Consider the following 22,633-nt stretch of genomic DNA (forward strand, 5'->3'; position numbering starts at 1 on the left):
GACAATTAAAGAAATTTTGCAGCATTAATTAACCTTAAAAAAGGACTAATTATTTTATCCTCAACATTTAATAGGTGTAGTTGAGGATAAAACAAAGTTATTGTTGCATTTTGAAATAATAATCAGCTGAGTGTTTTCCGCTTCCGTAGAATAAAAAGAATACGCAAATCAGCAAAACTACAATAGCAAGAATTAAGCTTTCGGAATGCATGTGTCCCATAAAATTAATCAGAATGGCCCCAAAAAGTATGGGTAACTGAGCAGCTATTGCCCAACGGGTGAGTAACCCAAAAACAATCATGATACCACCAATCATATGAGCTGGTGCTATATAATGTAATAAAAACATTCCGCCACCAAACTTATCAATGGGAGAAATTAAATCATGCAGATATTGAACATTCGTTACAAATGAAACTCCTTTCATAAATAAAAAAATCCCCAATACAATACGTACTAAATCTACAGGTAAATAAGTGTGCGAATTCGCCCATTTATTTAAACTTTTTACATTTTCCATGATACTACGTGATTAAAAATTACCCACTAAAGTTACTGATTTTTAATGGTATATTTAATTTTAAGTAGCTGAAAATAAGTTTTTTACTTTTAATTTAACGTATTTATAAGAATGTTTAAAAAATTAAACCTGAATCACTCCCAAATTAAAAGCTTTTTGAATCGGAGCGTGGTTGGCGGCTTCAATTCCCATAGAAATCCAGGTACGGGTGTCTAAAGGGTCGATGATGGCATCTGTCCACAATCTTGAAGCCGCATAATATGGGGAAGTTTGTTCGTCGTAACGTGCTTTTATTTTATTAAATAATTCGGTTTCTTTCTCTTCGTCTACGATTTCTCCTTTTGCTTTAAGAGAAGAAGCTTCGATTTGTGCAAGTACTTTCGCAGCTTGCGTTCCGCCCATAACGGCAAGTTCCGCACTTGGCCAGGCAAAAATTAATCTTGGATCATAGGCTTTTCCACACATTGCATAGTTTCCGGCTCCATAAGAGTTTCCAACTATTACGGTAAATTTAGGAACAACCGAATTGCTTACTGCATTGACCATTTTAGCACCATCTTTTATGATTCCGCCATGTTCTGACTTTGATCCGACCATAAAACCTGTAACATCCTGTAGAAAAACTAAAGGTATTTTCTTCTGATTGCAATTGGCAATAAAACGGGTCGCTTTATCAGCACTGTCAGAATAAATTACGCCTCCAAACTGCATTTCTCCTTTTTTAGTTTTCACCACTTTTCTTTGATTGGCTATAATTCCAACGGCCCAACCGTCAATTCTGGCATATCCCGTGATTAGAGATTGACCGTAACCTTCTTTATAAGCTTCAAATTCTGAATTATCAACCAAACGATTGATGATCTCCATCATATCATATTGCTCGTTTCTCGCTTTTGGCAAGATTCCGTAGATATCTTTAGGTTCCAGAGCAGGTTTTTCGGCTTTGATTCGACTGTAACCAGCTTTGTCAAAATCACCAATTTTGTCTACTATGTTTTTTATCTTTTCAAGGGCATCTTTGTCATCTTTGGCTTTGTAATCGGTAACACCTGAGATTTCGCAGTGCGTTGTAGCACCACCTAAAGTTTCATTGTCGATGGTCTCTCCAATGGCAGCCTTAACCAAATAGCTTCCTGCAAGGAAAATACTTCCGGTTTTGTCCACAATTAGAGCTTCGTCGCTCATAATAGGTAAGTAGGCACCGCCGGCAACACAACTTCCCATTACAGCAGCTATTTGAGTGATTCCCATACTGCTCATTTGTGCGTTGTTTCTGAAGATTCTACCGAAGTGTTCTTTATCCGGGAAAATTTCATCCTGAAGAGGTAGATAAACACCTGCGCTGTCTACTAAATATATGATTGGTAATCTATTTTCCATGGCAATTTCCTGCGCACGCAGATTTTTCTTCCCGGTAATAGGAAACCAGGCACCGGCTTTTACGGTAGCATCATTGGCTACCACAATGCATTGTTTTCCTCTGATGTATCCTATTTTAATGACAACTCCTCCAGACGGACAGCCACCATGTTCAGCATACATTCCTTCTCCAACGAAACCTCCAATCTCAATGCTTTTAGAATTTTCGTCCAGCAGGTAGTCGATGCGTTCGCGTGCTGTCATTTTGCCTTCGGCATGTAGCTTTTCGATACGTTTTTCGCCTCCGCCTAGTTTTACTTTGGCAAATTTGTGTTTTAATTCAGAAAGTAGTAATTTATTGTGATCTTCGTTTTTATTGAAGTTTAAATCCATAATATTTTAATGTTTTAACAAAATAGTGTTGGCTAATTTACAAAATCAATTGAAACCGACATAATAAATGTCATACGGATATGAAATAAAATAAAGGTTGTGATATTCAAAATTTAAAAGCCCTTTTAGAAGAGGTAAAGACTGTATTTATTGACAGTGTATAAAAAAACCAGAAGCTGCCTTCTGGTTTTTCATGTATATATTGTTTTGATTATTTTTTAGAATCGCCAACCATTCGTTTTAGAATGGCCCACTGTTTTAAAGCATCACGCGCTTCTACAGCCGGGTAGCCTAACATGGTTTTTCCGGCAGCAACATCGCAGATAACTCCTGAACCCGCTCCAACTACAGCACCATCGCCAATAGTGGTGTGGTCTTTTATAGAAGCGCTTCCTCCAATGATAACGCCGTTTCCTAATGTTACAGAACCGGCAAGGCCACTGTTTCCAGCCATGATACAAAATTTACCTAATTTACTATTATGTCCGATTTGTACTAAGTTGTCAATTTTACAGCCATCTCCCAAGATAGTCGAGCTGAATTTTCCACGGTCTACACAAGTGTTTGCACCAATCTCAACTCCGTTTCCGATAATTACGTTTCCGATTTGCGGAATTTTCACCAAGCCTTTTTCGCTACAAGGACGAAATCCGAAACCGTCTGCGCCAATCGTTGCATTAGGATGAATGATACAATCGTTACCGATATGACAACGTTCGCGTATAACTGTTCCTGACCAGATAATGGTGTTTTTTCCAATAGTTGATTCATCGAGAATGGTTACGTTTGGATAAATAGTTGCATGAGAACCAATTGTTACTTTTGGACCAATGTAGCAACCGGCACCAATTTTGGCACCTTCACCAATGATAGCTGTTTCGTCGACAGTAGCTGTTCTGTGAATAGTGGTATGGAATATTGGGGTAGGCGGGGCAAAAAGGGCTAAAATTTGTGACATGGCTAAATCGGCATTTTTTACTTTGATAAATGCACGATTTTCCCCTGGCTCTATTGAAATATCTTCGTTAACAACTGCAATCGATGCATTTGAAGTTGACCAGTATTTTTCATATTTTTTGTTTCCTATAAACGAAATTTCTGAAGTTGTAGCTTTTTCTAATTGTTCTGTGGCTGTAATGCTTTGTGAAGTAGTGCCGTAAATTACGCCATTGATTACCTCGTTAATTTCTTGAATTGAATAGGATTTCATTTAATGAATATAATAGATTATAGGGGTTAATTTTTTCCAAATAAAATCAATTAGATTCTAATTACCTAATGTTATTTTTGAGTTTATTGAAATATGTTTAAAATAATAGTGTAAATATTACAAAATTAACATTTTAACTATCGATTTGGTAATGTTTTTTAGTTTGTATTTAAGTTGTTATCATTGGTTTTTTGGCACAAATTTGGTTTTGATTTGATGTGAATTAGGATTGAAATCTGGTATTAAATTATTGATAGGTAGTAACTTACAAAATAATTAAAAGCTATGTCAAAGATTCTTGGTATAAAAAAAAATCGATTCGCTTTTCATGAAAGGAATCGATTTTATTTTTTTAATCTTTTATTTTGGAAAGAGAAATGGCATTAATGCAATATCGTAGACCGCTTGGTTCGGGGCCGTCAGGAAAAACGTGTCCTAAATGTGCATCACAGGTATTGCAAACAACTTCAACTCTAATCATTCCGTACGATTTATCGGCATGGTATCCGATCGCATTTTCTTTTAAGGGTTGTGTAAATGATGGCCAGCCCGTTCCTGATTCAAATTTCTCAGAAGCATCGAAAAGCAAGGTTGCACAGCATTTACATTCATAGATTCCGGGGTCGAATAAACTGCAAAGCTCAGAACTGAAAGATCTTTCGGTGCCTTTTAATCGGGTTACCTGAAATTCTTCCGGAGTTAGAATCTGTTTCCATTCTTGTTCTGTTTTTTCTACCCTTTTTTCTGGAACCGGATTTCCTTTATTTGTAAAACGAATTACATCTGCCCATTTTATCATAACTTTTTTTTTAAGTTTACAATCTCAGTCTTCAGTCTCAGTCTCAGTCTCAGTCTTCAGTCTCAGTCTTCAGTCTTCAGTCTTCAGTCTTCAGTCTTCAGTCTTCAGTCTTCAGTCTTCAGTCTTCAGTCTTCAGTCTTCAGTCTCAGTCTTCAGTCTCAGTGAACTGAAAACTGCGACCGGATACTGATAACTAATTTATTCTTCCTCTTTCTGTCCCATCATCATTAGAAATGCTTTCAGGAACGGATCAATGTTGCCGTTCATTACGCCGTCAACATCACTGGTTTCATATCCTGTACGAACGTCTTTTACTAGTTTATAAGGTTGCATCACATAGTTGCGTATTTGTGAGCCCCATTCAATTTTCATTTTTCCGGCTTCGATATCGGCACGTTGTGCCTGTTGTTTTTTCAGCTCGATTTCGTACAATTGAGAACGTAACATTTGCATAGCACGTTGTCTGTTGTCTTGTTGAGAACGTGTTTCGGAACATTGAATCTGAATTCCGGTTGGCTTGTGTACCAATTGTACCTTGGTTTCAACTTTATTTACGTTTTGTCCTCCGGCACCGCTTGAACGCGAAGTGGTAATTTCGATATCGGCAGGATTGATGTCAATCTCGATACTATCATCTACCAACGGATATACGTAAACAGATGCAAATGAAGTATGACGTTTGGCATTACTGTCAAAAGGAGAGATTCGGACTAAACGATGTACTCCGTTTTCACCTTTTAAATATCCAAAAGAATAATCGCCTTCAAATTCTAAGGTGACGGTTTTGATCCCGGCAACCTCTCCGGCCTGGAAGTTCAGTTCTTTTATTTTGTAACCGTAACTTTCTCCCCACATCATGTACATTCGCATAAGCATTCCGGCCCAGTCACAACTTTCAGTTCCACCTGCTCCGGCTGTAATTTGGACTACGGCGCTTAAACTGTCGCCCTCATCTGAAAGCATGTTTTTGAACTCAATGTTTTCAATATGTGCCTGAGTGGTGTTGTAATGTTCGTCTAATTCTTCTGCAGAAAGTTCCCCTTCTTTGTAAAAATCATACGCCAGTTGTAATTCATCTGTCAGTTCGATTGCTTTGTTGTAATCTTCGATCCATTTTTTTTTGTTTCGAAGGTTTTTCACAATGGCTTCGGCTTCTTTTGTATTGTTCCAAAAATCAGGCGCAAAGGTCTTTTCTTCTTCGTTTGCAATTTCGATTAGCTTGGCATCAACGTCAAAGATACCTCCTCAACGCACCAAGGCGCTCCACAATACCTTTTATTTGTTCGGTCGTTGTCATAAATTAATAGTAGTTTTATATGTTTTTTACAAATATTACGTTAATTTGGTTCTATAGTAATTAGGAAGTTAAAATTTACTGAAACTTACCAAAATTAACTAACAGTAATACGTAATTTTGCTGTACAAAAATAAGATATAGTTTTTAGAATATGGAAATAAATTTAATTAGCGATACCATTACTAAACCAACATATGAAATGTTGCAGTATATGTTTAATGCTCATGTTGGCGATGACGTATACAGGCAGGATCCTACAGTTATCGAATTAGAGACTAGAGTAGCTGAGTTTTTTGGTATGGAAGCCGGGCTTTTTTTTCCATCTGGAACTATGGCAAATCAAACCGCAATTAAATTACATACACAACCCGGAGAACAATTGATTGCAGATAAATATGCTCATGTTTATCATTATGAAGGAGGTGGAGTTTCGTTTAACAGCGGTGTTTCCTGTTGTTTGTTAGACGGACATCGCGGGATGATAAATGCGAGTCAGGTTGCTGCGGCAATTAACGATCCAGAGTTTTATCACAGTCCTTTAACGAGTTTGGTTTGTGTAGAGAATACCACTAATAAAGGAGGTGGTGCTTGTTATGAATTAGAAGATTTAAGAGAGATAAAAAAAGTTTGTGACGCCAATAATTTGAAATTCCATTTAGACGGAGCCAGAATTTGGAATGCATTGGTCGCTAAGAGGCAAAACCCAAAAGAGTTTGGAGCAATTTTCGATACGATTTCAGTTTGTTTGTCTAAAGGATTAGGCGCTCCAATAGGTTCTGTGCTGCTTGGAAGTAAAGAAGATATTCGTAGAGCGTTGAGAATAAGGAAGATACTTGGTGGGGGGATGCGTCAGGTAGGTTATTTAGCCGCAGCGGGATTGTTTGCTTTGGCACATAATATTGAAAGACTGGCAGAAGATCACAGAAGAGCTAAAGAAATTGCAGCTGTATTAAGTACAAAATCCTGGGTTTCAGCAATAGAGCCTGTAGAAACGAATATTTTGATTTTTTCTTTGGCAGAAGGATATAGTGATCAGCTTTTGATTGAGAAATTAAAACAAAAAAATATCTTAATAAGCTCGATGGGACATAATAAGCTTAGAATTGTCACACATTTAGATTACAAAGAAGTAATGCATACCTATGTAATTGAGACACTTCAGAAGTTTTAGCGGAAAAGGTTCTAAGGTGCTAAGACTCTAAGATACTAAGGTTTGATTTTAAATGCTACAAGTAAAAAAAAAGCTGTCACTTTAGGACAGCTTTTTTTTAGAACCTCAGAACCTCAGAACCTCAGAACCTCAGAACCTCAGAACCTCAGAACCTCAGAACCTCAGAACCTCAGAACCTCAGAACCTCAGAACCTCAGAACCTCAGAACCTCAGAACCTCAGAACCTCAGAACCTCAGAACCTCAGTTATTTAAAAAGATTATCCATTCCCGGAATCATTGGCATATCCATTTTGGCAACAGCATCCAATTCTCTTTCGTTTACGCTTGTTGCTTTTTCTATTGCTTTATTCAGAGTTACAATAAGGTAGTCTTCAAGTTGTTCTTTATCTTCCAATAAAGAATCATCAATAGAGATTGATTTTACTTTTCTATTTGCGGTTAATGTTACTTTCAATAATCCGTCAGCGCTTTGTTCATCAATCAAAACAGTATCTAGACGCTTTTTTGTATCTTCAATTTTTTGTTGGGTTTCTTTAAGTTTGCCCATCATTCCCATTAAGTCCATTTTTGTTGATTTTTAAATTATTTCATACAAAATTAGTATATTGCTGTATGAAAGCAATAGATATTTTATGAAAAAATTAATTTGGTTCTGTTGTGTTTGTAGTATTTTTGCTGCTCCGTATTTAAAAACTAATGCTCAATCAATGCAAAACGATATAATGGCTCCAAAAGCCAAAGAAATTCCAAAATCACTAAAAAAACATAAAGAGACTAGAGTAGATAATTATTTTTGGTTGAATGACCGTGAAAATCCTGAGGTAATTGATTATCTGAATCAGGAAAATGCGTACTACCAGAAAATGACTTCGCATACAAAAGCATTTCAGGAAGATTTGTATGAGGAAATGAAAGGAAGGGTTAAAGAAGACGATTCCTCGGTTCCTTATTTTTATAACGGATATTTTTACATCACTCGTTTTGAGACAGGACAGGATTATCCAATTTTTGCCAGAAAAAAAGGCAGTCTTTCGGCAGCCGAAGAAATTTTATTCAATTGTAATGAATTGGCAAAAGGACATGCTTACTTTAAATTAGGAGGTTTAAGTATTAGTCCTGATAATAAATTTGCAAGTTTTGGAGTGGATATTGTAGGAAGAAGAATTTATACCATTCAATTTAAAAACTTAGAGACCGGAGAAATTTTATCGGATAAAATCGAAAATGCAACGGGAGGATCTGTTTGGGCTAATGACAATAAAACCGTTTTTTATACCAAACAGGACGAAGTAACTTTAAGAGCGGATAAAATCTTCAGACATAAATTAAATACAGATTCTGCAACAGATGTTTTGGTTTTTAATGAAACTGATGATACATTTAATGTTTCTGTTAGTAAAGAAAAATCAAGAAAGTATATTGTAATTGGTTCCGGAAGTACTTTAACGACGGAATACAGAATTTTAAATTCCGATAATCCCGATGGGGAGTTTGAAGTGTTTCAGACTCGTGTTCGTGGGCTGGAGTATAGTATTTCGCATTTTGAAGATTGCTTTTATATTTTAACCAATAAAGACAAGGCGACTAACTTCAAGCTGATGAAAACGCCTGAAAACAAAACAGGGAAAAGGAATTGGGTAGATCTTATTCCGCATCGTGAAGATGTTTTATTAGAAGATATTGAGATTTTTAAGAATTACTTAGTAGTAGAAGAACGCTCAAATGGTTTGAACCACATTCGCATTATGCCTTGGAATGGTGAACCGGATTATTATCTTCCTTTTGGCAGTGAAACGTATAATGCCTTTACGACTACAAATGTTGATTTTGATACGGATGTTTTACGTTACAGCTATCAATCGCTGGCAACGCCATCTTCTGTAATCGACTTTAATATGAAGACTAAAACGAAGGAGGTTTTAAAAGAACAAGAGGTTTTAGGAGGAAAATTTGATAAAGATAATTACATCGAAGAACGTGTTTGGGCAACTGCCAGAGATGGCGTTAGGGTGCCGATTTCGATGATTTATAAAAAAGGATTGGAAAAGAATGGTAAAAATCCATTACTTCTTTATGCATATGGTTCGTATGGAATTACAATGGATACCTATTTTTCTTCTACGAGACTTTCATTGCTGGACCGCGGTTTTGTTTATGCCATTGCCCATATTAGAGGGGGAGAAGATTTAGGAAGACAGTGGTATGAAGATGGAAAACTGTTAAAAAAGAAAAATACCTTTACAGATTTCATTGATTGCTCTAAATTTGTCATTAACGAAAAATACACTTCTTCTAAACATTTGTATGCAGAAGGAGGATCAGCCGGAGGACTTTTAATGGGGGTTATCGTTAATGAAGCGCCGGAATTGTACAACGGAGTGATCGCTCAAGTGCCTTTTGTAGATGTTATTACCACAATGCTGGACGACAGTATTCCGTTGACAACAGGAGAATATGACGAATGGGGAAATCCCAATAATAAAAAATATTACGATTATATGTTGTCGTACTCACCGTACGATAATGTAAAAGCACAAAATTATCCTAACATGTATGTTTCTACCGGATTACACGATTCGCAGGTACAATATTGGGAACCTGCCAAGTGGGTAGCCAGATTGAGAAACTTAAAAACAAATAGTAATTTATTGTTTTTAGATACCAATATGGATGCCGGACATGGCGGAGCTTCAGGACGTTTTGAGGCTCTAAAAGACTTAGCAAAAGAATTTAGTTTTTTATTAGATTTAGAAAAAATTAAAAGCTAATTAGAAATTTTTTGTTAAATTTGCAACCTATCAAGGTTATTTTAAAATACCTTTGATTAACTATTTTTTTATGAAAGAAGAAATAAACGCTTATAATAATGTTTTAGAATTAATAGGTAATACCCCGCTTATTAAGCTAAATAAAATCACCGAAGAGTTAGAAGGAAATTTCTACGCAAAGGTAGAAGCTTTTAATCCAGGACATTCCTCAAAAGATAGAATAGCGTTATACATTATTGAAGAGGCTGAAAAAAGAGGTATTCTATCACCAGGTGATACCATCATCGAAACGACATCCGGTAACACAGGTTTTAGTTTGGCAATGGTAAGCATTATAAAAGGTTATAATTGTATTTTGGCAGTAAGTTCAAAATCATCGAAAGATAAAATTGACATGTTGAGAAGTTTAGGTGCAAAGGTTTATGTTTGCCCGGCTCACGTTTCAGCAGATGATGAGAGATCTTATTATAATGTAGCGAAACGTTTGCATGAAGAAACAAAAGGTTCGGTATACATTAATCAGTATTTTAATCAGTTAAATATTGATGCACATTATAACTCTACAGGACCAGAAATCTGGGAACAGACAAAAGGGAAAATAACACATCTTATTGCCTGTAGTGGAACCGGAGGAACAATCTCAGGAACTGCAAAATTCTTAAAAGAACAAAATCCAAATATCAGAATTTTAGGTGTTGATGCTTTTGGGTCGGTGTTGAAAAAATACCACGAAACAAAAGAATTTGATAACAAAGAAATTTATCCGTACCGTATTGAAGGTTTAGGTAAAAATTTAATTCCTTCGGCTACCGATTTTGATATCATCGATAAGTTCATGAAAGTGACAGATGAAGAAAGTGCTCACTCTGCAAGAGAAATCACCAGAAAAGAAGGTTTGTTTGTAGGATACACTTCAGGAGCGGTAATGCAGGCTATTAAGCAATACGCGGAAGAAGGTGAGTTTACAAAAGACAGTAACATCATTGCCATTTTCCCTGATCACGGTTCTCGTTATATGAGTAAAGTATTTAGTGATGACTGGATGAACGAACAAGGTTTCTTTGACAGTGTCAATGAAGAAGAAGTTCAGAAAATTGAATTTGTAAAGTAGTACATTAAACTGCTTTCTTACTATAGCAACTCCATTCGTTTTACGAATGGAGTTTTTTTATGCAGAAATTTGTTTTAAACGGCTAATTTTAGTTTTTTGTGAATTTATAAGTGTTTGTATAGGATGTTAATATTTTTTTATTTGCTGTAAGTTGTTTGTTTATTTGTAGTAATTGTATGGTTTATTTGCGATAAGCTTATATTTTTAACAGAATAAATTAAAGTATAAATAAATGTAATTAGAAGCTTTAAATTATCAATTTTGGTTATTTAACGGTTATTTTGGTCCGTTGTCGAATAAATTTTCGTCCATATGCATAATAATTTAGTTTAGAGCTGTTAGAACGACACCGTGTTTTTTTAATCCCTAAACCTATCTATTATGAAAAAACTACTACTCACTTTGATGTTTGTTAGTTATTTGAATATCAATGCTCAAAATCCAATACAAGAGTTTAACTTCAATAGTACTTTAAATAATACCGACAATACAGCTTCTTTTGTCGGCGTTGCAAATTTTGTTGCAGATAGGGCAGGGGTGGCCAAAGGTGCTCAACGTCTCACTAATAAAGCTATGGAAGCTGTTGTGGAAAATCTTCCTCAGGGTAATAGTCCCAGATCTGTCAGTATCTGGGTAAAACTAAATGATATTGCATCGGCAAATTATATATGGGGTTACGGTACAGCTTATAATGCGCAGTATTGCGGATTGCTGCAGCAAGGAACGGCTTCGTCTAACTCTGATTTAAGTTTAGCAGGCTGGGGAGCCTCTAATGATGTGTTTGTTTCAGTTTCGCTTGCCAAAGACGTTTGGTATCAATATGCGATAACTTATGACGGAAAGACTTCTAAGATATACCGCAATGGTGTTTTATTAAAAGCTGCTGAAGGAATTAGTCGCTCTACGAAAGGAAATATTTTCAGATTAGGGGAAATAAACACTACAGTGGGTATCAATGCCGATATAGACGATTTAAAAATTTATGATGTTGCCATGACAAGCGAACAGGTTGAAGCTTCTTATGAGAGTTCAAAAGCAGTTACTCCTGTTGTAGCAAATACTGAAACTGCTGCTGTTTCAAAAACAGTGAAAAATGCAGTGGTAAAAACCAAAGTTGTACCAAATGCCAGTCCTGTAGTGAGTGATTCGAATAAAGTTTCTAAAAATGTTGAGGTATTTTCACAAGGGCAAAAAATTCTTGGAAGCAATAATACTATCAATATTAATGATCTGCCTGAAGGAACTTATTTGTTGAAAATCACCAATATGCCTTCAAAAAAATAGTTTAAAATTAAGAACAAGGTTTTGGTTAATAGAGAATAGTCAGTTAGTTTTTATTTTTTCAATGTTGCTTAAGAGCAATAAATTTTTTGAATAGTGAGAGAGCCTTCCGAAGTTTATCTGAAGAAGGCTTTTTGATTCTTTGTTATTGCTTTTTTTGCTGTCCCGGAGCATAAGCTTTGGCACTTTTGCTTCCTGACATTTTTTTGGCTTGTCCCGGTGGGATTTTTCCGGAGCCAGAACCAGTACTGTGCGTATGAGCTGTACAGCTGATCACACTAAGAATTACAAATACAATAACCAAAAGGATTACTGCATATTTGGTATATTTTGATGTTTTCATTGTTTTATTTTTTTTTGTAAATATAGCAGATAAAAAGGATTTATTTTTTTTGAAATTGATATTAAGACGAAAAGTAAAAACAATATTTTTAGTTCTTCCCAACCTTTTGATTCAAAATGTACTCTATAGAAGTATAATCGTTGTTGCATGATTTTAACTAAAAAGAGTATAGTATGAAAAAGAAATTCACTTTAGAAATAGCCAATCCTTGTTCTGAAAATTTTGACCAGATGATTCCTAATTCACAAGGTTCGTTTTGTGATTCCTGTGCCAAAAATGTAATTGATTTAAGCAGAAAAACAAATGCCGAAGTGGCCAGATTTGTTGCCAATAATAAAGACCAGAATATTTGTGCCCGATTGAAAATAACGCAGTTGGAAGAGGAGTTCGCACACCACGAAATTTCCAAAATCAATACGCTAAAGTATGCGGCAGTTGCAGCTTCAATTTTGTTAGCATCAAATGTTACAGGACAGGAGAAAACTCCGCTTCAAACTGAAATAAATGAATCAGTACCTAAAAGTAATGTTTTAGGTAAAATAGCGATTAGTCAAACCGTTCAGGAAGAAATTTCGATAACAATCAAAGGGAAGTTGTTAGATGCAAAAACAAACAGGCCTTTAAGCGGCAAAATTTATCCGAATCTAACGCTTAGTATCAATGATTCACAACCTGCTATGAAAATAGATCCCAAAACAGGTGATTTTTCGATTACGTCCCTGGTTTCTAAAAATGATGAAGCACTTATGATTACAATCTCGAGCGGGGATTATTATTTATCCAAAACGATTCCTTTCGACATTAAAAAAGTGAAAGGAAAGATTCTTCATCAAAATATAATGATCAACACTGAGGAGCTGATTAAAGTTTATATTGCCCGAGGACTGGGGATTAACTATAGAGAAAAAAAAGTGATTAAAGGGAATTGATTGAGTTGTTGTTGTTGTTGTTGTTGTTGTTGTTGTTGTTGTTGTTGTTGTTGTTGTTGTTGTTGTTGTTGTTGTTGTTGTTGTTTGAATAGAAAAAGCTCTGGGGTTTCCAGAGCTTTTGATGTTTGCAGAGGAGTTATTTTTTGTGATACTATCTTGGAAATTTGTAAGTAAAAAAAGAAGAATAGTTTTTAATGTCATTCATTTTTAACTTATATAGTTATTGAGACATTACCCATTTTAATTTTATTTTTTTAAAAGTTTTGGTATAAATATATAACCGAGAATTATAAGTATAATACAGACTGCGCTGGCATAATCTACAAAGCCATAATAATTTCTTACTTGTTCTCCGTTGCGCTCTATCATTCGTGCAGATTTTGGATTACCATTGTGAAGTTTTCTAAATGTAACAGTATCCCTAATTAAAAAACCATATTCTATCGTATCATCATTCTCAGAATCTTCATACTTTTTTCCATTCTTATCTATAATAAAATAAGTATATGTTTTAGCCGAGTTAGCACTTCCTTTATATGATTCACGATCATAAATAACACCTTTACCAATATTAATTTCTTTTTTATATGTGATATTATTAATAATCCTCTTGAGTGAAACAAGAAAGATTATTAATATAAAACCATGAAATATTATTTTTTCTTTCACAATAATTAGTTAAATATAGTTTTAATATCAATTGTTTCAACTTCTATTTCTTTTGATATATCTAATCTAAAGAGTTCATAACTGAAGTCTTTTGTTTCCAATGTACTAACATCTTTAGATATTGTTATTTTTTCTATACAGTTGTAATATCTTCAATTTTTCGTTTTTTATGAGATTTGAAGAGTTGGTTTAGTTTTTTTTCAAGTAGCATAGTCAAAAGCCTTTACTGCATTGTATTCTAAAACCACTCCATTGACATCATTTGCCTTGCTGTAAAACAAACTAGTTGGGAATATAAAAGTTAGAATTAGTATTAATTTTTTTTTATTTTTAAAACTAATAAATATAGTATCAAAAATATTGATATAAAGAATAAGACAGGATCTATAAAGTATGTCAATCCAAGTCTTAAAGCACTATCCGGTTTTTCTAGGAATAAAAAGTGATTGGATAAATTTGAATGATAGACAATTATTTTATTTGGTTTATTCTTTGTGTAGTCTTTTCTTTCATTAAGATATGGATATCGATTATTAGACAATGTTATTTGCGCAGTTTCATTATTAGAACTTAATACGCCTTTATATACTACAGATGTAGAGGTTGTTCCTGAATGTGAAGCAGGGTCATCTGAATTAACTAAAAGAGTATCACGAACCATTCCTTCTTTAACACATAAAAAAGAATAAGTTGTTTTAATCTTTGGGAAATTATATGTTAATTCAATGATTAAGTAAAAGATTGAATAAATAATGATGAGATAGATTATAATTTTTTTCATGTTTTTAAATGATGGTTATTTCAGGGCTCCTTTTATGTCTGTTTTGCAGTATTTTTTCGTTCTTTTCTTTTGATAGTAATGTAATAAAATAGGGCTGATATTGCTGCCAAAATAAATATTGGAGTACTCCAATAGTCGCGCATTTCATAAGAAAAAGGACTATTTATTATGTTATTTTTTCGTCGGTATATTATTTTATTTTTTACAGAGCTTATTCTCCAAATTGGAATTTGAGATGTATTTTGATTTTCGATTATGCTTTTGGAAATTGTAATGCCACTTTTTAATTTGTCAGATTTGCAGTATCCATAAAATATCCAGGAAGTTTTATTACTGCTACTATTCATCGGTGGTATTTTTTCGCTTACAACTAATATATCTTTATGATAATATTTTTGCGGATTAAATGTGGCGTAAAATATCTTGGTTTTAGTAAAATCATTGGCTATTTCAATTCCTAATATTGATATCCCTAGAAATATTAGTGTTAAACAAAATGTTTTCATAGTTTATTCATTTTTTATATTTCATTAGAACTAAGGTTAAAATTAATGAAGGAATTAGTGAACAAATAAAGTAGATTTTTAAAAGTGCATCCGCCTTTTTACTCTGTAAATATTTATGGTTTTTTAAAAAGATATTGTCATTTATTACATTTCTATATACTTTTAAACCTTTTTGATACACCATTTTATATTTAAATTTAAAAATATCTTTTTCATAACTATTGTCCTTATATAAATAGCTTATTTCTCTTGAAATATTTTCATTTATTAATTTACCTTTAATTGTTGTACTATAACTTGTTGACCCATCTTTAACTTTTGAAGTTTTGATTATTGTATCCAAAACTAAAATGTCATTTGTTAAATATTTATCTGACTGATTTAACGCTTTAATGTTTTGAAAGGGTCCTTTTAAATTAAATAAATTACTAAAAATTATTGCTAAAGATATTAGTGCGTTAATTACAAGTATAATAGTAAATATTTTTTTCATTTGGTTTTAATTTTTAAGACGAGTAAAATTATAATAAGCGGAATGAATGAAAGATTAAAATACAAGTTCGAAACAGCATTCATCTTTTCAGAGCTTATATATTTTTTGTCTTCTAAAAAGGCAATACCATTGATGCTGTTTTTTAAGACGTTTATTTTTTCTACTTTTTTATGATAAAAGCTATCTAATATATTTGAATTTACGTACTCATAAGTAATCTCCTGTTTAGTTTTGGAGTGTAACAAATGTCCTCTGATTATAGTGTAATCCTTGAAAGTTGTGGATGATCCCTGATTTGAAGTTGCCTGAGTTTCAATATAGGCGCTATCAACTACAAAAACAGCATTTTTCAAATATTCTTTAGGATTGTACAATGCGATATAATTTTCATAATTTTCCTTAAAAGGTTTCTTTATATCTCCATCAATAAGACCGTGTACAACCATTGTAAAGGTCACAATAAGCGAAGTTGCCAGATGTATTAATAATACAATTTTAATTATCTTATGTTTTTTTAAAAAAGTAATGTTTTTCATTTTAATTAAATCTTATAGTGTGTTTGTATTCGCCCCAGCTGGTGTAAGTGTCTCGCTCGTATCTCTATCTAAGTTATTCTATAAAATACGTACTGTTTTATTTCAATGAATATATTTATAATTAAAATATGATTTTTATTTATTCAAAGAAAAAAATGATTAAGAGAATTGATTGATTTGTTGTTTTGTCTCGTCCTAAAAAAGCGATACAGATTATTACATAAAAATAATTAATTAAACAGTTGCAAGAACCCTCTTGCAACTGTTTTTTGTTTTATATCTTCTCATTTGAATTTGATTTTGAGAATGCATTTGATTTGGTGTTAACATGTAATTAGAATAGTGAGGTCTGAGATTATTATAAATATTGATAGATTCCTTTATTATTAAGTTTGTAATTTTTCTTTTTTGATGATACTTATCGATCATAAATTCTTGTTTTAAAATTCCATTAATTCTTTCTGCTATCGCATTTTCATAAGGATCTGAATTTTGGGTCATGCTGCATAATACTTTATTTTTCATAAGTTCTTTTTGATACTCATGTGCACAATATTGCAAACCTCTATCTGAATGATGGATTAGAGTTAATGTATTATGCGTTCTTTGCTTAAGAGCCATTTTAAGAGCTCTTAAACTACTTTGAGTATCGAGATTCTCAGCAACATAATACCCCATTATCTTTTTTGAATAAGCATCTGTGATCAAGCTTAGATAACACGGATTATCTCTTTTTCCGATATAAGTAATATCGGATACCCAAACTTGTTCAGGGCGATTTATTTCTAAATCTAAAATTCGATTTTTGTGCTTTCTAAACCGGTGATGTGAATTTGTGGTTATATGGTAACTGCGTTTAGGTTGTACCAATAAATGATTAGCTCTAAGTATATCAAAGAATTTATCTCTTCCAATCTTCATCAAATGGAGTTGATCCAATAAAAGATAATAGAGCTTTCTAGCACCTATTCTAGGCATTAATTGCCTAAGATCATTAACCATTAAAACAACTTCTTTAGCTTTATTTTGTTTAATTGTTGTTCTTTTAATTTTTCGATAATAAACCTGTCTGTCTATCCCGAACAAATAACAGGTAAATCCTATTGTTTGTTGTTCTCTTTCTTTGAAATGGGTGATTGTTCGGGCACAGAGTTTTTTCGGATATCAATATGATATTCTTTTTCCGCTAAATCAATCATCATGTCAAATAAGATTGCTTTCTTGTCTGCAACAAAAGCCTGTCTTTCCAGGAGTGCCTTTTGTTTCTCTAAAAGTTTGACTTGAGCTTCAAGCTCCATAATCTTTTGTTCAGGTGTTTTTGCCATTTTCATAGAGGTTTGGTTTTCCCAATCAAAGTTACCAAATTTCCTAAGCCATTGGACAACTGTGCTTTTGCATTGGATGCCGTACTGCTTTGTAGCCTCCGTTGCTGTGAGTTCTCCGCGTTCTATTTCCTGAACAACTTGTAATTTAAAAGACATAGAGTAGTCTTTTTGTGTACGCTTTACATAGCGTATTTCTTGAGGTACTTCCATAATGATACTTTTTGTGTATCGCTATTTCAGGACTAGACATTTATTAAATAGAAAAAGCTCTGTGGTTTCCAGAGCTTTTGATGTTTGTAGAGGAGTTGTTTTTTGAGATACTATCTTGGAAATGTATAATTAAAAAAAGAAGAATAGTTTTTAATGCCTTTCATTTTTAACTTATATAGTTATTGAGAAACTACTTTAATTAATCTGATATTGAGAACTTACCCTATTAATCTTTAATGGGACACTGTAATTTGATATTTCTACAATGATATTTTTATCATCCTCAACAATATAGCCTTCATTTTGGTTTTGTGAAAATGATTGAATGGTTATCGCAAATAATAAGACTATTGAAAGTTTAGTTTTCATTTTTACTTTTTTTGTTATTGTGATTAAGCACGGAATTATCATTATGATTAAAGCATAGATAATTATACCGCTAAAATAAATTTCTGGGCTCAATTTATCGCCTTCTCTTAGAATCATTTTTTGTGCTTTTTTACAGTACCATACTTTGAGATATTCGCCTTTAGAATCAGATAATGTATTTTGTTTCAAGTAAGATCTACTATAATAGATATTATCTTTTGTTTTTTGTTTTTCTAGAGTACCATAATACCATGAATTTGATCCACTAGAACTTGTAGAATTGTTTTCTTCTTTTTTATAAATATATAATTTATCTTTTTCATAGTATTTGTCCGGATGTAAGTTATAATAAATCAATTTAAGATTCATAAAGTCATTCATTGATTCAGAAATAAGTCCGCCAAAGGCAAAAACTAATGTAACGTAACACAATATTTTTTTCATTTTTTATTGTTTAGGTGGTTCTACGATTTGTATCTTTTTATAAAGTGAGGCTGTTTCATATTTTACTCCACGAACTCTAATGTACATGCCCGCAGTAAAATCGCTGGCAAATGTCTGCGACTTTGCGCCAACTTGCAAACGTCTAGTTTAAAACACATAAACTGTAAAGTTTCAGACTTTAAAGCTAAATTTACTAGATACAATTTATGAGAAAGAAAGAATCAAAATAATATTAAGAAATAAATATAAAAAGTCGGGAGATTTTTACGAACTTTAATAATTCAATAAGCGTAAAAAAAGCGCAAAGTCAGAGACATTTGCACAGCTTTTCAGTTGAACACTTCGGAAAGCTGGTACTTTTATCATTTTTACTTTTCAAATAAGAATATTATTTTAATTATTCGTTATCCTCGGCTTCCCATCTACCGAGCTTTTTTCTTTTTTTAATTTGATGTTAATGCTAATTCTCTTATTTCTTCATCTTCTGATTGTGAAATAGTTTCTAATGCATCAATATTGTATGGCTCTGGTTGTGCGCCAATAGCATAGATGATTTTACGAATAAAAGGATATTTTAAATCTTCATCATACTTATAGAATTCAGGAAGAGAAGATATGACCTTCATTAAGTACTCTATACTTTTTTTATCTTTATTATAATATTGTTGTAATGATGAAATGATTTCTTCATGATCATGATGTCCAGATTCTAATAAAAAAAAGTGTAATAATTTTAAAAAATCAGTTTCCGATATAGAAATAGGAAATCTCCACAATATTGCATTAAATCTATTATTGAAAACATGGTTAGTTTTTGATTCTAATAATAATTGCTTTAACTCTTCAAAATTTGCCTTATAAGGAAATATTGGAAGTAGTTCATCTCTACTCATTCTATAATTCTCGTGGAAAATTTTCCAGTCTTTTTCTGATACTTTTATCACTTTTACTTTTCAAATAAGAATGTTATTTTAATTATTCATCCTCCTCAGCTTCCCATCTGCCAAGTCGTTTTCTTTTTTCAATTTGATGTAATGCTAATTCTCTTATTTCTTCATCTTCTGATTGTGCAATTATTTCTAATGCTTCAATGTTATACGGTTCTGGTTGTACACCAATAGCATAGATAATTTTACGAATATATGGATATTTAAGTGCTTCATCATATTTATAAAATTCAGGAAGTGAATAAAATGCCTGCATTAAATATTTTAGATTCTCTTTATCTTCATTAAAACTATTTTGAAATGAACCAATTATGGATTCATGATTATGATGCCAATTCTCTAATAAAAAGAATTGTAATAATTTCATAAAATCACTATCCGGCATAGAAATCGGAAATCTCCACAATATATCAGTAAATCGTGTATCGTATATAGAATCAGTTTTTGACTCTAATAACAACTGTTTCAACTCTTCATAATTTGCCCTATAAGGAAAAATGAGAAATAATTTTTCTCTACTAATTCTATAGTTTTTATCAAATACTTCCCAGTCTTTTTCGGATACTTTTATCATCTTAATTATTGTTTCAAAATATTATTTCTGTCTCATTATGCTGATCACTACTAATTAGGATATTAAAAAACATATTATATGTTTTATAAACTTTGGATCTTCGTATGTAAACTATATCTAAAATCGCCACACCAATTTTTGTATATTTGCTGTTAAATTACATTGAAGAAAGTTTAAGAAATAATGTAAAGTAAAGAACATAAAAAGGGTAACAGATAGTAAGTTATTTTTTTATTTGTTATTACTGAAAATCTATTTACTAAAAGATATAATAAGGAATTCATCTAAAATTTACTCGATTTATGTCGTTTATTTTGAAAATGTAAACGAACAAGTTTAAAAAGAAAAAACTCTTAGCAGTAGTTTATACTATTAAAAAAATCAAAAATAATTCAAAAATGCCAATATTTATCTGTCATAAAAGAAAATCCGTTCAAACTATACAAAAAGAATATCCAAATTCTGAAATAATTGATGTAACATCAAAAGCTACAAATGATTTTGTAAAATTTAGCCCTTTTTATCCAGTTGGAAATATTCCAATTCCTTTTATAGATAATTGTTACAGTGAATCTGTTGAAGGGATTTGGCAAGGCCTAAAGGTTTTTGAAAATTACGGAATTGATGAATCTAAGTTTTTGATTAAAAATATGAAAAACTTGAAAAGAACGACTAGAAAATTCGGTATTGTATTAGGACATCAAAAGGGAATAAATAGTTCTGAACTTTTGGATTATTATAATGCTAGACTAAATATATATGTTCCGTCTTATGAATATGTGTTAAAAAAATATCTTAATGATTTTGTAGAAGAATTGAAAATAATTTCTTCCACTAAATCATTAGTATTATTAGATTAAGAGACAAATACAGATCTTCAAAATATAACTAAGCCGCTATCTCATGCAAGTCTTATTAAAAGTTTTATAGAGAATAACTAGTTCATTTAATTTTTAATCTCCTAACTCTTTAAGAGGAGTATTATAATGAGGATCATTAATATCGGGATTTAAGCACATTTCTATTGCAATACTCAAATTATAAATTAATTCATTATATATGTAATATGTTTCTTCGTCATCTTTATATAATTCTAAATCGTGATATAAGCCCGGTACTACAGTCATTAAATAATGTAGTATATCTTTAGGAACATTTTCTTTATATTTCCAATCCATTTTTAATTCTTCTAAAATATCATATAATTTATCTAATAAAACAAGGTCAATTCCATCCATCGTGTGATACTTTATTAAAAAACCATTATCTTCATTAAAAAGAAATTGTTTAATGTCTTTGGCAGTTATTTTGTACATATTAATTAGTTTATAAGTTTAAATGCTGTAGTTGGAATTTCGTCAATAATGATTAAAAATTCATGAGATTTTTTAGCGAAACTTTGTACTCTATCTCCTTTTAAAAAGGTTTCTCTTATACCCTTATTTGATAGATCAATATATTTTCCGTTGATTTTTGTCAAATCAATTTCAACAACTTTCTCCCCACCATGGTCTAAGGCATAGGCTAATGCTTTTTCCTTATCTGTCCAGCTTGAAATATAAGGAGTTACTGTATTATCAACTTAACTTATATAATCAATAGACTTTTTGATTGAAATTTATCCCTCTTTTAGAACTTTCCACTTTAGATATCCGCCAGCTTTGCTAATTTCATCTAAGTTTTTAGAAACTAATTTAAGTTCATTAATGTCGGCTCTTAAAGCAGGAGATTCTTTATTTAATAAATTACATGCTTTAAAAATATCTCGATTTTGAATTAAAGCTTTGAATTCAGAACTAGCAGTGGACATATCATTTGCGAATGTAATTATAGAACACTCCGGATCGATCGAATTTGGATATAATTGTACTATTGAGAAAACAAAAAGTAACGCTAACATAAATTTATTAATTCTTTTCATAGTCATTAATTGAAATTGTTTATTCGATTTGTAAAACTCCATACACAGTACAACTGTAATATTCTCTGTATTCATAAATATCAAAAACTATAAGATATGTATTATTACATTCTTCTGAATTTAAAATTTGATATCTATAGGGAAAAATTCTTTGTTTGTTCTCTAAATTCGGCAATTTATCTACTTCATTTTTGGCTAAGAGGGTATTGTCAATCTGGCCACTATCTATCAGCAAGTTTAATAAAGATGAAGTTTCTGTTGATAGAATAACCTGATGTTTTATTCCTCCTTTTCCACAATAAAAATTAAAATGTAACTCCGAAAGTAGATTTTCAATAGGAAACGTTTTCTGTCCTAATTGTATTTTTTTTATAATTGAAATTTTATTCATAATAATTTATTTGCATAAGATCGTTGTTGAAAATCTTCACTTCTTGCTTTTGAAGCAAAATCAAGATCTTCCATAACGGGTTTATTAAAAAAGCTCTGAAAATCTAGAGCTTTGGTCTTTATAGAAGAATTAGTTTTTAATGGTCTCGTGTGTATTTTGAGCTGTTATTGATCGAGGTATTTGGAAAGTGAAGTTTTGTTTTTTTCAATAATATCCGCAAGTTTAAATATATTTAAATTTCCATCTAGATCTTTAGCTAATGGTTTTAATTTATTAATATCGACA

26 protein-coding genes are annotated in these 22,633 nt (G+C 32.1%); 6 read left to right on the plus strand and 20 right to left on the minus strand.

From position 1 onward, the window contains the following. Positions 1–97: 97 nt before the first annotated feature. The 5 genes from OGZ34_RS12875 to prfB form a co-directional block, all read right to left on the minus strand. Positions 98–520, minus strand: coding sequence for a DoxX family protein (locus OGZ34_RS12875; RefSeq protein ID WP_263360446.1), 423 nt, complete (start codon positions 518–520; stop codon positions 98–100). Between the two features lie 123 nt (positions 521–643). Beyond that, positions 644–2,272, minus strand: a complete 1,629-nt coding sequence (locus tag OGZ34_RS12880) for an acyl-CoA carboxylase subunit beta (protein WP_173966707.1) — start codon at positions 2,270–2,272, stop codon at positions 644–646. A 211-nt stretch (positions 2,273–2,483) separates the two neighbouring features. Beyond that, the gene (gene lpxD, locus OGZ34_RS12885) at positions 2,484–3,482 is read right to left on the minus strand and encodes a UDP-3-O-(3-hydroxymyristoyl)glucosamine N-acyltransferase (RefSeq protein ID WP_173966706.1); all 999 of its coding nucleotides are present in this window, start codon (positions 3,480–3,482) and stop codon (positions 2,484–2,486) included. 352 nt (positions 3,483–3,834) lie between these two features. After that, positions 3,835–4,281 (minus strand): peptide-methionine (R)-S-oxide reductase MsrB, encoded by a 447-nt coding sequence (gene msrB / locus OGZ34_RS12890; protein WP_173966705.1) that lies wholly within the window; start codon positions 4,279–4,281, stop codon positions 3,835–3,837. A gap of 198 nt (positions 4,282–4,479) precedes the next feature. Next, positions 4,480–5,578, minus strand: a protein-coding gene (gene prfB, locus OGZ34_RS12895; protein ID WP_263360447.1) for a peptide chain release factor 2 whose coding sequence is annotated in 2 segments (ribosomal slippage) — positions 4,480–5,514 and positions 5,516–5,578 — 1,098 coding nt in all. Because the reading frame shifts where the segments join, the coding sequence is not laid out codon by codon here. A 151-nt stretch (positions 5,579–5,729) separates the two neighbouring features. On the opposite strand from prfB, the gene OGZ34_RS12900 reads away from it, so the two are divergent. Further along, entirely contained in the window at positions 5,730–6,749 is a 1,020-nt protein-coding gene (locus OGZ34_RS12900; RefSeq protein ID WP_173966703.1) for a threonine aldolase family protein, read from the plus strand. A 245-nt stretch (positions 6,750–6,994) separates the two neighbouring features. Here the strand turns inward: OGZ34_RS12900 and OGZ34_RS12905 are convergent, their stop codons facing one another. Further along, complete coding sequence (locus tag OGZ34_RS12905; RefSeq protein ID WP_029269321.1) at positions 6,995–7,315, minus strand: YbaB/EbfC family nucleoid-associated protein; 321 nt, start codon at positions 7,313–7,315, stop codon at positions 6,995–6,997. Positions 7,316–7,382: 67 nt separating this feature from the next. Here OGZ34_RS12905 and OGZ34_RS12910 point away from each other — a divergent pair, with 67 nt between their 5' ends. From OGZ34_RS12910 to OGZ34_RS12920, 3 genes are all read left to right on the plus strand, one after another. Further along, complete coding sequence (locus OGZ34_RS12910) at positions 7,383–9,518, plus strand: S9 family peptidase (RefSeq protein ID WP_396191976.1); 2,136 nt, start codon at positions 7,383–7,385, stop codon at positions 9,516–9,518. 70 nt (positions 9,519–9,588) lie between these two features. Further along, a complete protein-coding gene (locus tag OGZ34_RS12915) occupies positions 9,589–10,629 on the plus strand; it encodes a PLP-dependent cysteine synthase family protein (protein ID WP_173966701.1) in 1,041 nt (346 codons plus the stop codon). Between the two features lie 381 nt (positions 10,630–11,010). Then, positions 11,011–11,913, plus strand: coding sequence for a LamG domain-containing protein (locus OGZ34_RS12920; protein WP_263360449.1), 903 nt, complete (start codon positions 11,011–11,013; stop codon positions 11,911–11,913). Between the two features lie 142 nt (positions 11,914–12,055). Here OGZ34_RS12920 and OGZ34_RS12925 read toward each other — a convergent pair whose 3' ends face one another. Continuing rightward, positions 12,056–12,253: a hypothetical protein gene (locus OGZ34_RS12925; RefSeq protein ID WP_173966699.1), complete on the minus strand. Its 198-nt coding sequence runs from the start codon at positions 12,251–12,253 to the stop codon at positions 12,056–12,058. A 173-nt stretch (positions 12,254–12,426) separates the two neighbouring features. Between OGZ34_RS12925 and OGZ34_RS12930 the strand changes: the two genes are divergently transcribed. Then, positions 12,427–13,182, plus strand: coding sequence for a hypothetical protein (locus tag OGZ34_RS12930; RefSeq protein ID WP_263360450.1), 756 nt, complete (start codon positions 12,427–12,429; stop codon positions 13,180–13,182). 246 nt (positions 13,183–13,428) lie between these two features. Here OGZ34_RS12930 and OGZ34_RS12935 read toward each other — a convergent pair whose 3' ends face one another. The 10 genes from OGZ34_RS12935 to OGZ34_RS12980 form a co-directional block, all read right to left on the minus strand. Further along, complete coding sequence (locus OGZ34_RS12935; RefSeq protein WP_263360451.1) at positions 13,429–13,851, minus strand: hypothetical protein; 423 nt, start codon at positions 13,849–13,851, stop codon at positions 13,429–13,431. Between the two features lie 313 nt (positions 13,852–14,164). After that, positions 14,165–14,632 (minus strand): hypothetical protein, encoded by a 468-nt coding sequence (locus tag OGZ34_RS12940; RefSeq protein ID WP_263360452.1) that lies wholly within the window; start codon positions 14,630–14,632, stop codon positions 14,165–14,167. 32 nt (positions 14,633–14,664) lie between these two features. Beyond that, positions 14,665–15,138, minus strand: a complete 474-nt coding sequence (locus tag OGZ34_RS12945; protein ID WP_263360453.1) for a hypothetical protein — start codon at positions 15,136–15,138, stop codon at positions 14,665–14,667. Between the two features lie 7 nt (positions 15,139–15,145). Beyond that, positions 15,146–15,631: a hypothetical protein gene (locus OGZ34_RS12950; RefSeq protein ID WP_263360454.1), complete on the minus strand. Its 486-nt coding sequence runs from the start codon at positions 15,629–15,631 to the stop codon at positions 15,146–15,148. After that, the gene (locus OGZ34_RS12955; RefSeq protein WP_263360455.1) at positions 15,628–16,167 is read right to left on the minus strand and encodes a hypothetical protein; all 540 of its coding nucleotides are present in this window, start codon (positions 16,165–16,167) and stop codon (positions 15,628–15,630) included. Before OGZ34_RS12955 ends, OGZ34_RS12950 begins: the two co-directional genes overlap by 4 nt. Before the next feature lie 234 nt (positions 16,168–16,401). Beyond that, complete coding sequence (locus tag OGZ34_RS12960) at positions 16,402–17,253, minus strand: IS3 family transposase (RefSeq protein ID WP_263360456.1); 852 nt, start codon at positions 17,251–17,253, stop codon at positions 16,402–16,404. A gap of 14 nt (positions 17,254–17,267) precedes the next feature. After that, on the minus strand, positions 17,268–17,702 hold the full coding sequence (locus OGZ34_RS12965) for a helix-turn-helix domain-containing protein (RefSeq protein ID WP_263360326.1): 435 nt from the start codon (positions 17,700–17,702) through the stop codon (positions 17,268–17,270). Positions 17,703–17,897: 195 nt separating this feature from the next. Further along, positions 17,898–18,515: a hypothetical protein gene (locus OGZ34_RS12970; protein ID WP_173968540.1), complete on the minus strand. Its 618-nt coding sequence runs from the start codon at positions 18,513–18,515 to the stop codon at positions 17,898–17,900. A gap of 443 nt (positions 18,516–18,958) precedes the next feature. Then, entirely contained in the window at positions 18,959–19,408 is a 450-nt protein-coding gene (locus tag OGZ34_RS12975) for a hypothetical protein (protein WP_263360457.1), read from the minus strand. A gap of 82 nt (positions 19,409–19,490) precedes the next feature. After that, positions 19,491–20,036: a hypothetical protein gene (locus tag OGZ34_RS12980; RefSeq protein WP_173968542.1), complete on the minus strand. Its 546-nt coding sequence runs from the start codon at positions 20,034–20,036 to the stop codon at positions 19,491–19,493. A gap of 398 nt (positions 20,037–20,434) precedes the next feature. On the opposite strand from OGZ34_RS12980, the gene OGZ34_RS12985 reads away from it, so the two are divergent. Further along, entirely contained in the window at positions 20,435–20,896 is a 462-nt protein-coding gene (locus OGZ34_RS12985; RefSeq protein ID WP_263360458.1) for a DUF6939 family protein, read from the plus strand. Between the two features lie 93 nt (positions 20,897–20,989). Here OGZ34_RS12985 and OGZ34_RS12990 read toward each other — a convergent pair whose 3' ends face one another. The 3 genes from OGZ34_RS12990 to OGZ34_RS13000 all read right to left on the minus strand — a co-directional run bounded on the left by OGZ34_RS12990 (position 20,990) and on the right by OGZ34_RS13000 (position 22,348). Continuing rightward, positions 20,990–21,352 carry a hypothetical protein gene (locus OGZ34_RS12990; RefSeq protein WP_263360459.1) on the minus strand — a complete coding sequence of 121 codons (363 nt, stop codon included), beginning with the start codon at positions 21,350–21,352 and terminating at the stop codon, positions 20,990–20,992. A gap of 302 nt (positions 21,353–21,654) precedes the next feature. Next, on the minus strand, positions 21,655–21,957 hold the full coding sequence (locus OGZ34_RS12995; protein ID WP_263360460.1) for a hypothetical protein: 303 nt from the start codon (positions 21,955–21,957) through the stop codon (positions 21,655–21,657). 19 nt (positions 21,958–21,976) lie between these two features. Further along, a complete protein-coding gene (locus tag OGZ34_RS13000; protein WP_173968531.1) occupies positions 21,977–22,348 on the minus strand; it encodes a hypothetical protein in 372 nt (123 codons plus the stop codon). Between the last annotated feature and the right edge of the window lie 285 nt (positions 22,349–22,633).

Origin of the sequence: Flavobacterium collinsii (assembly GCF_946903285.1) — a bacterium.
GTDB lineage: Bacteria > Bacteroidota > Bacteroidia > Flavobacteriales > Flavobacteriaceae > Flavobacterium > Flavobacterium collinsii.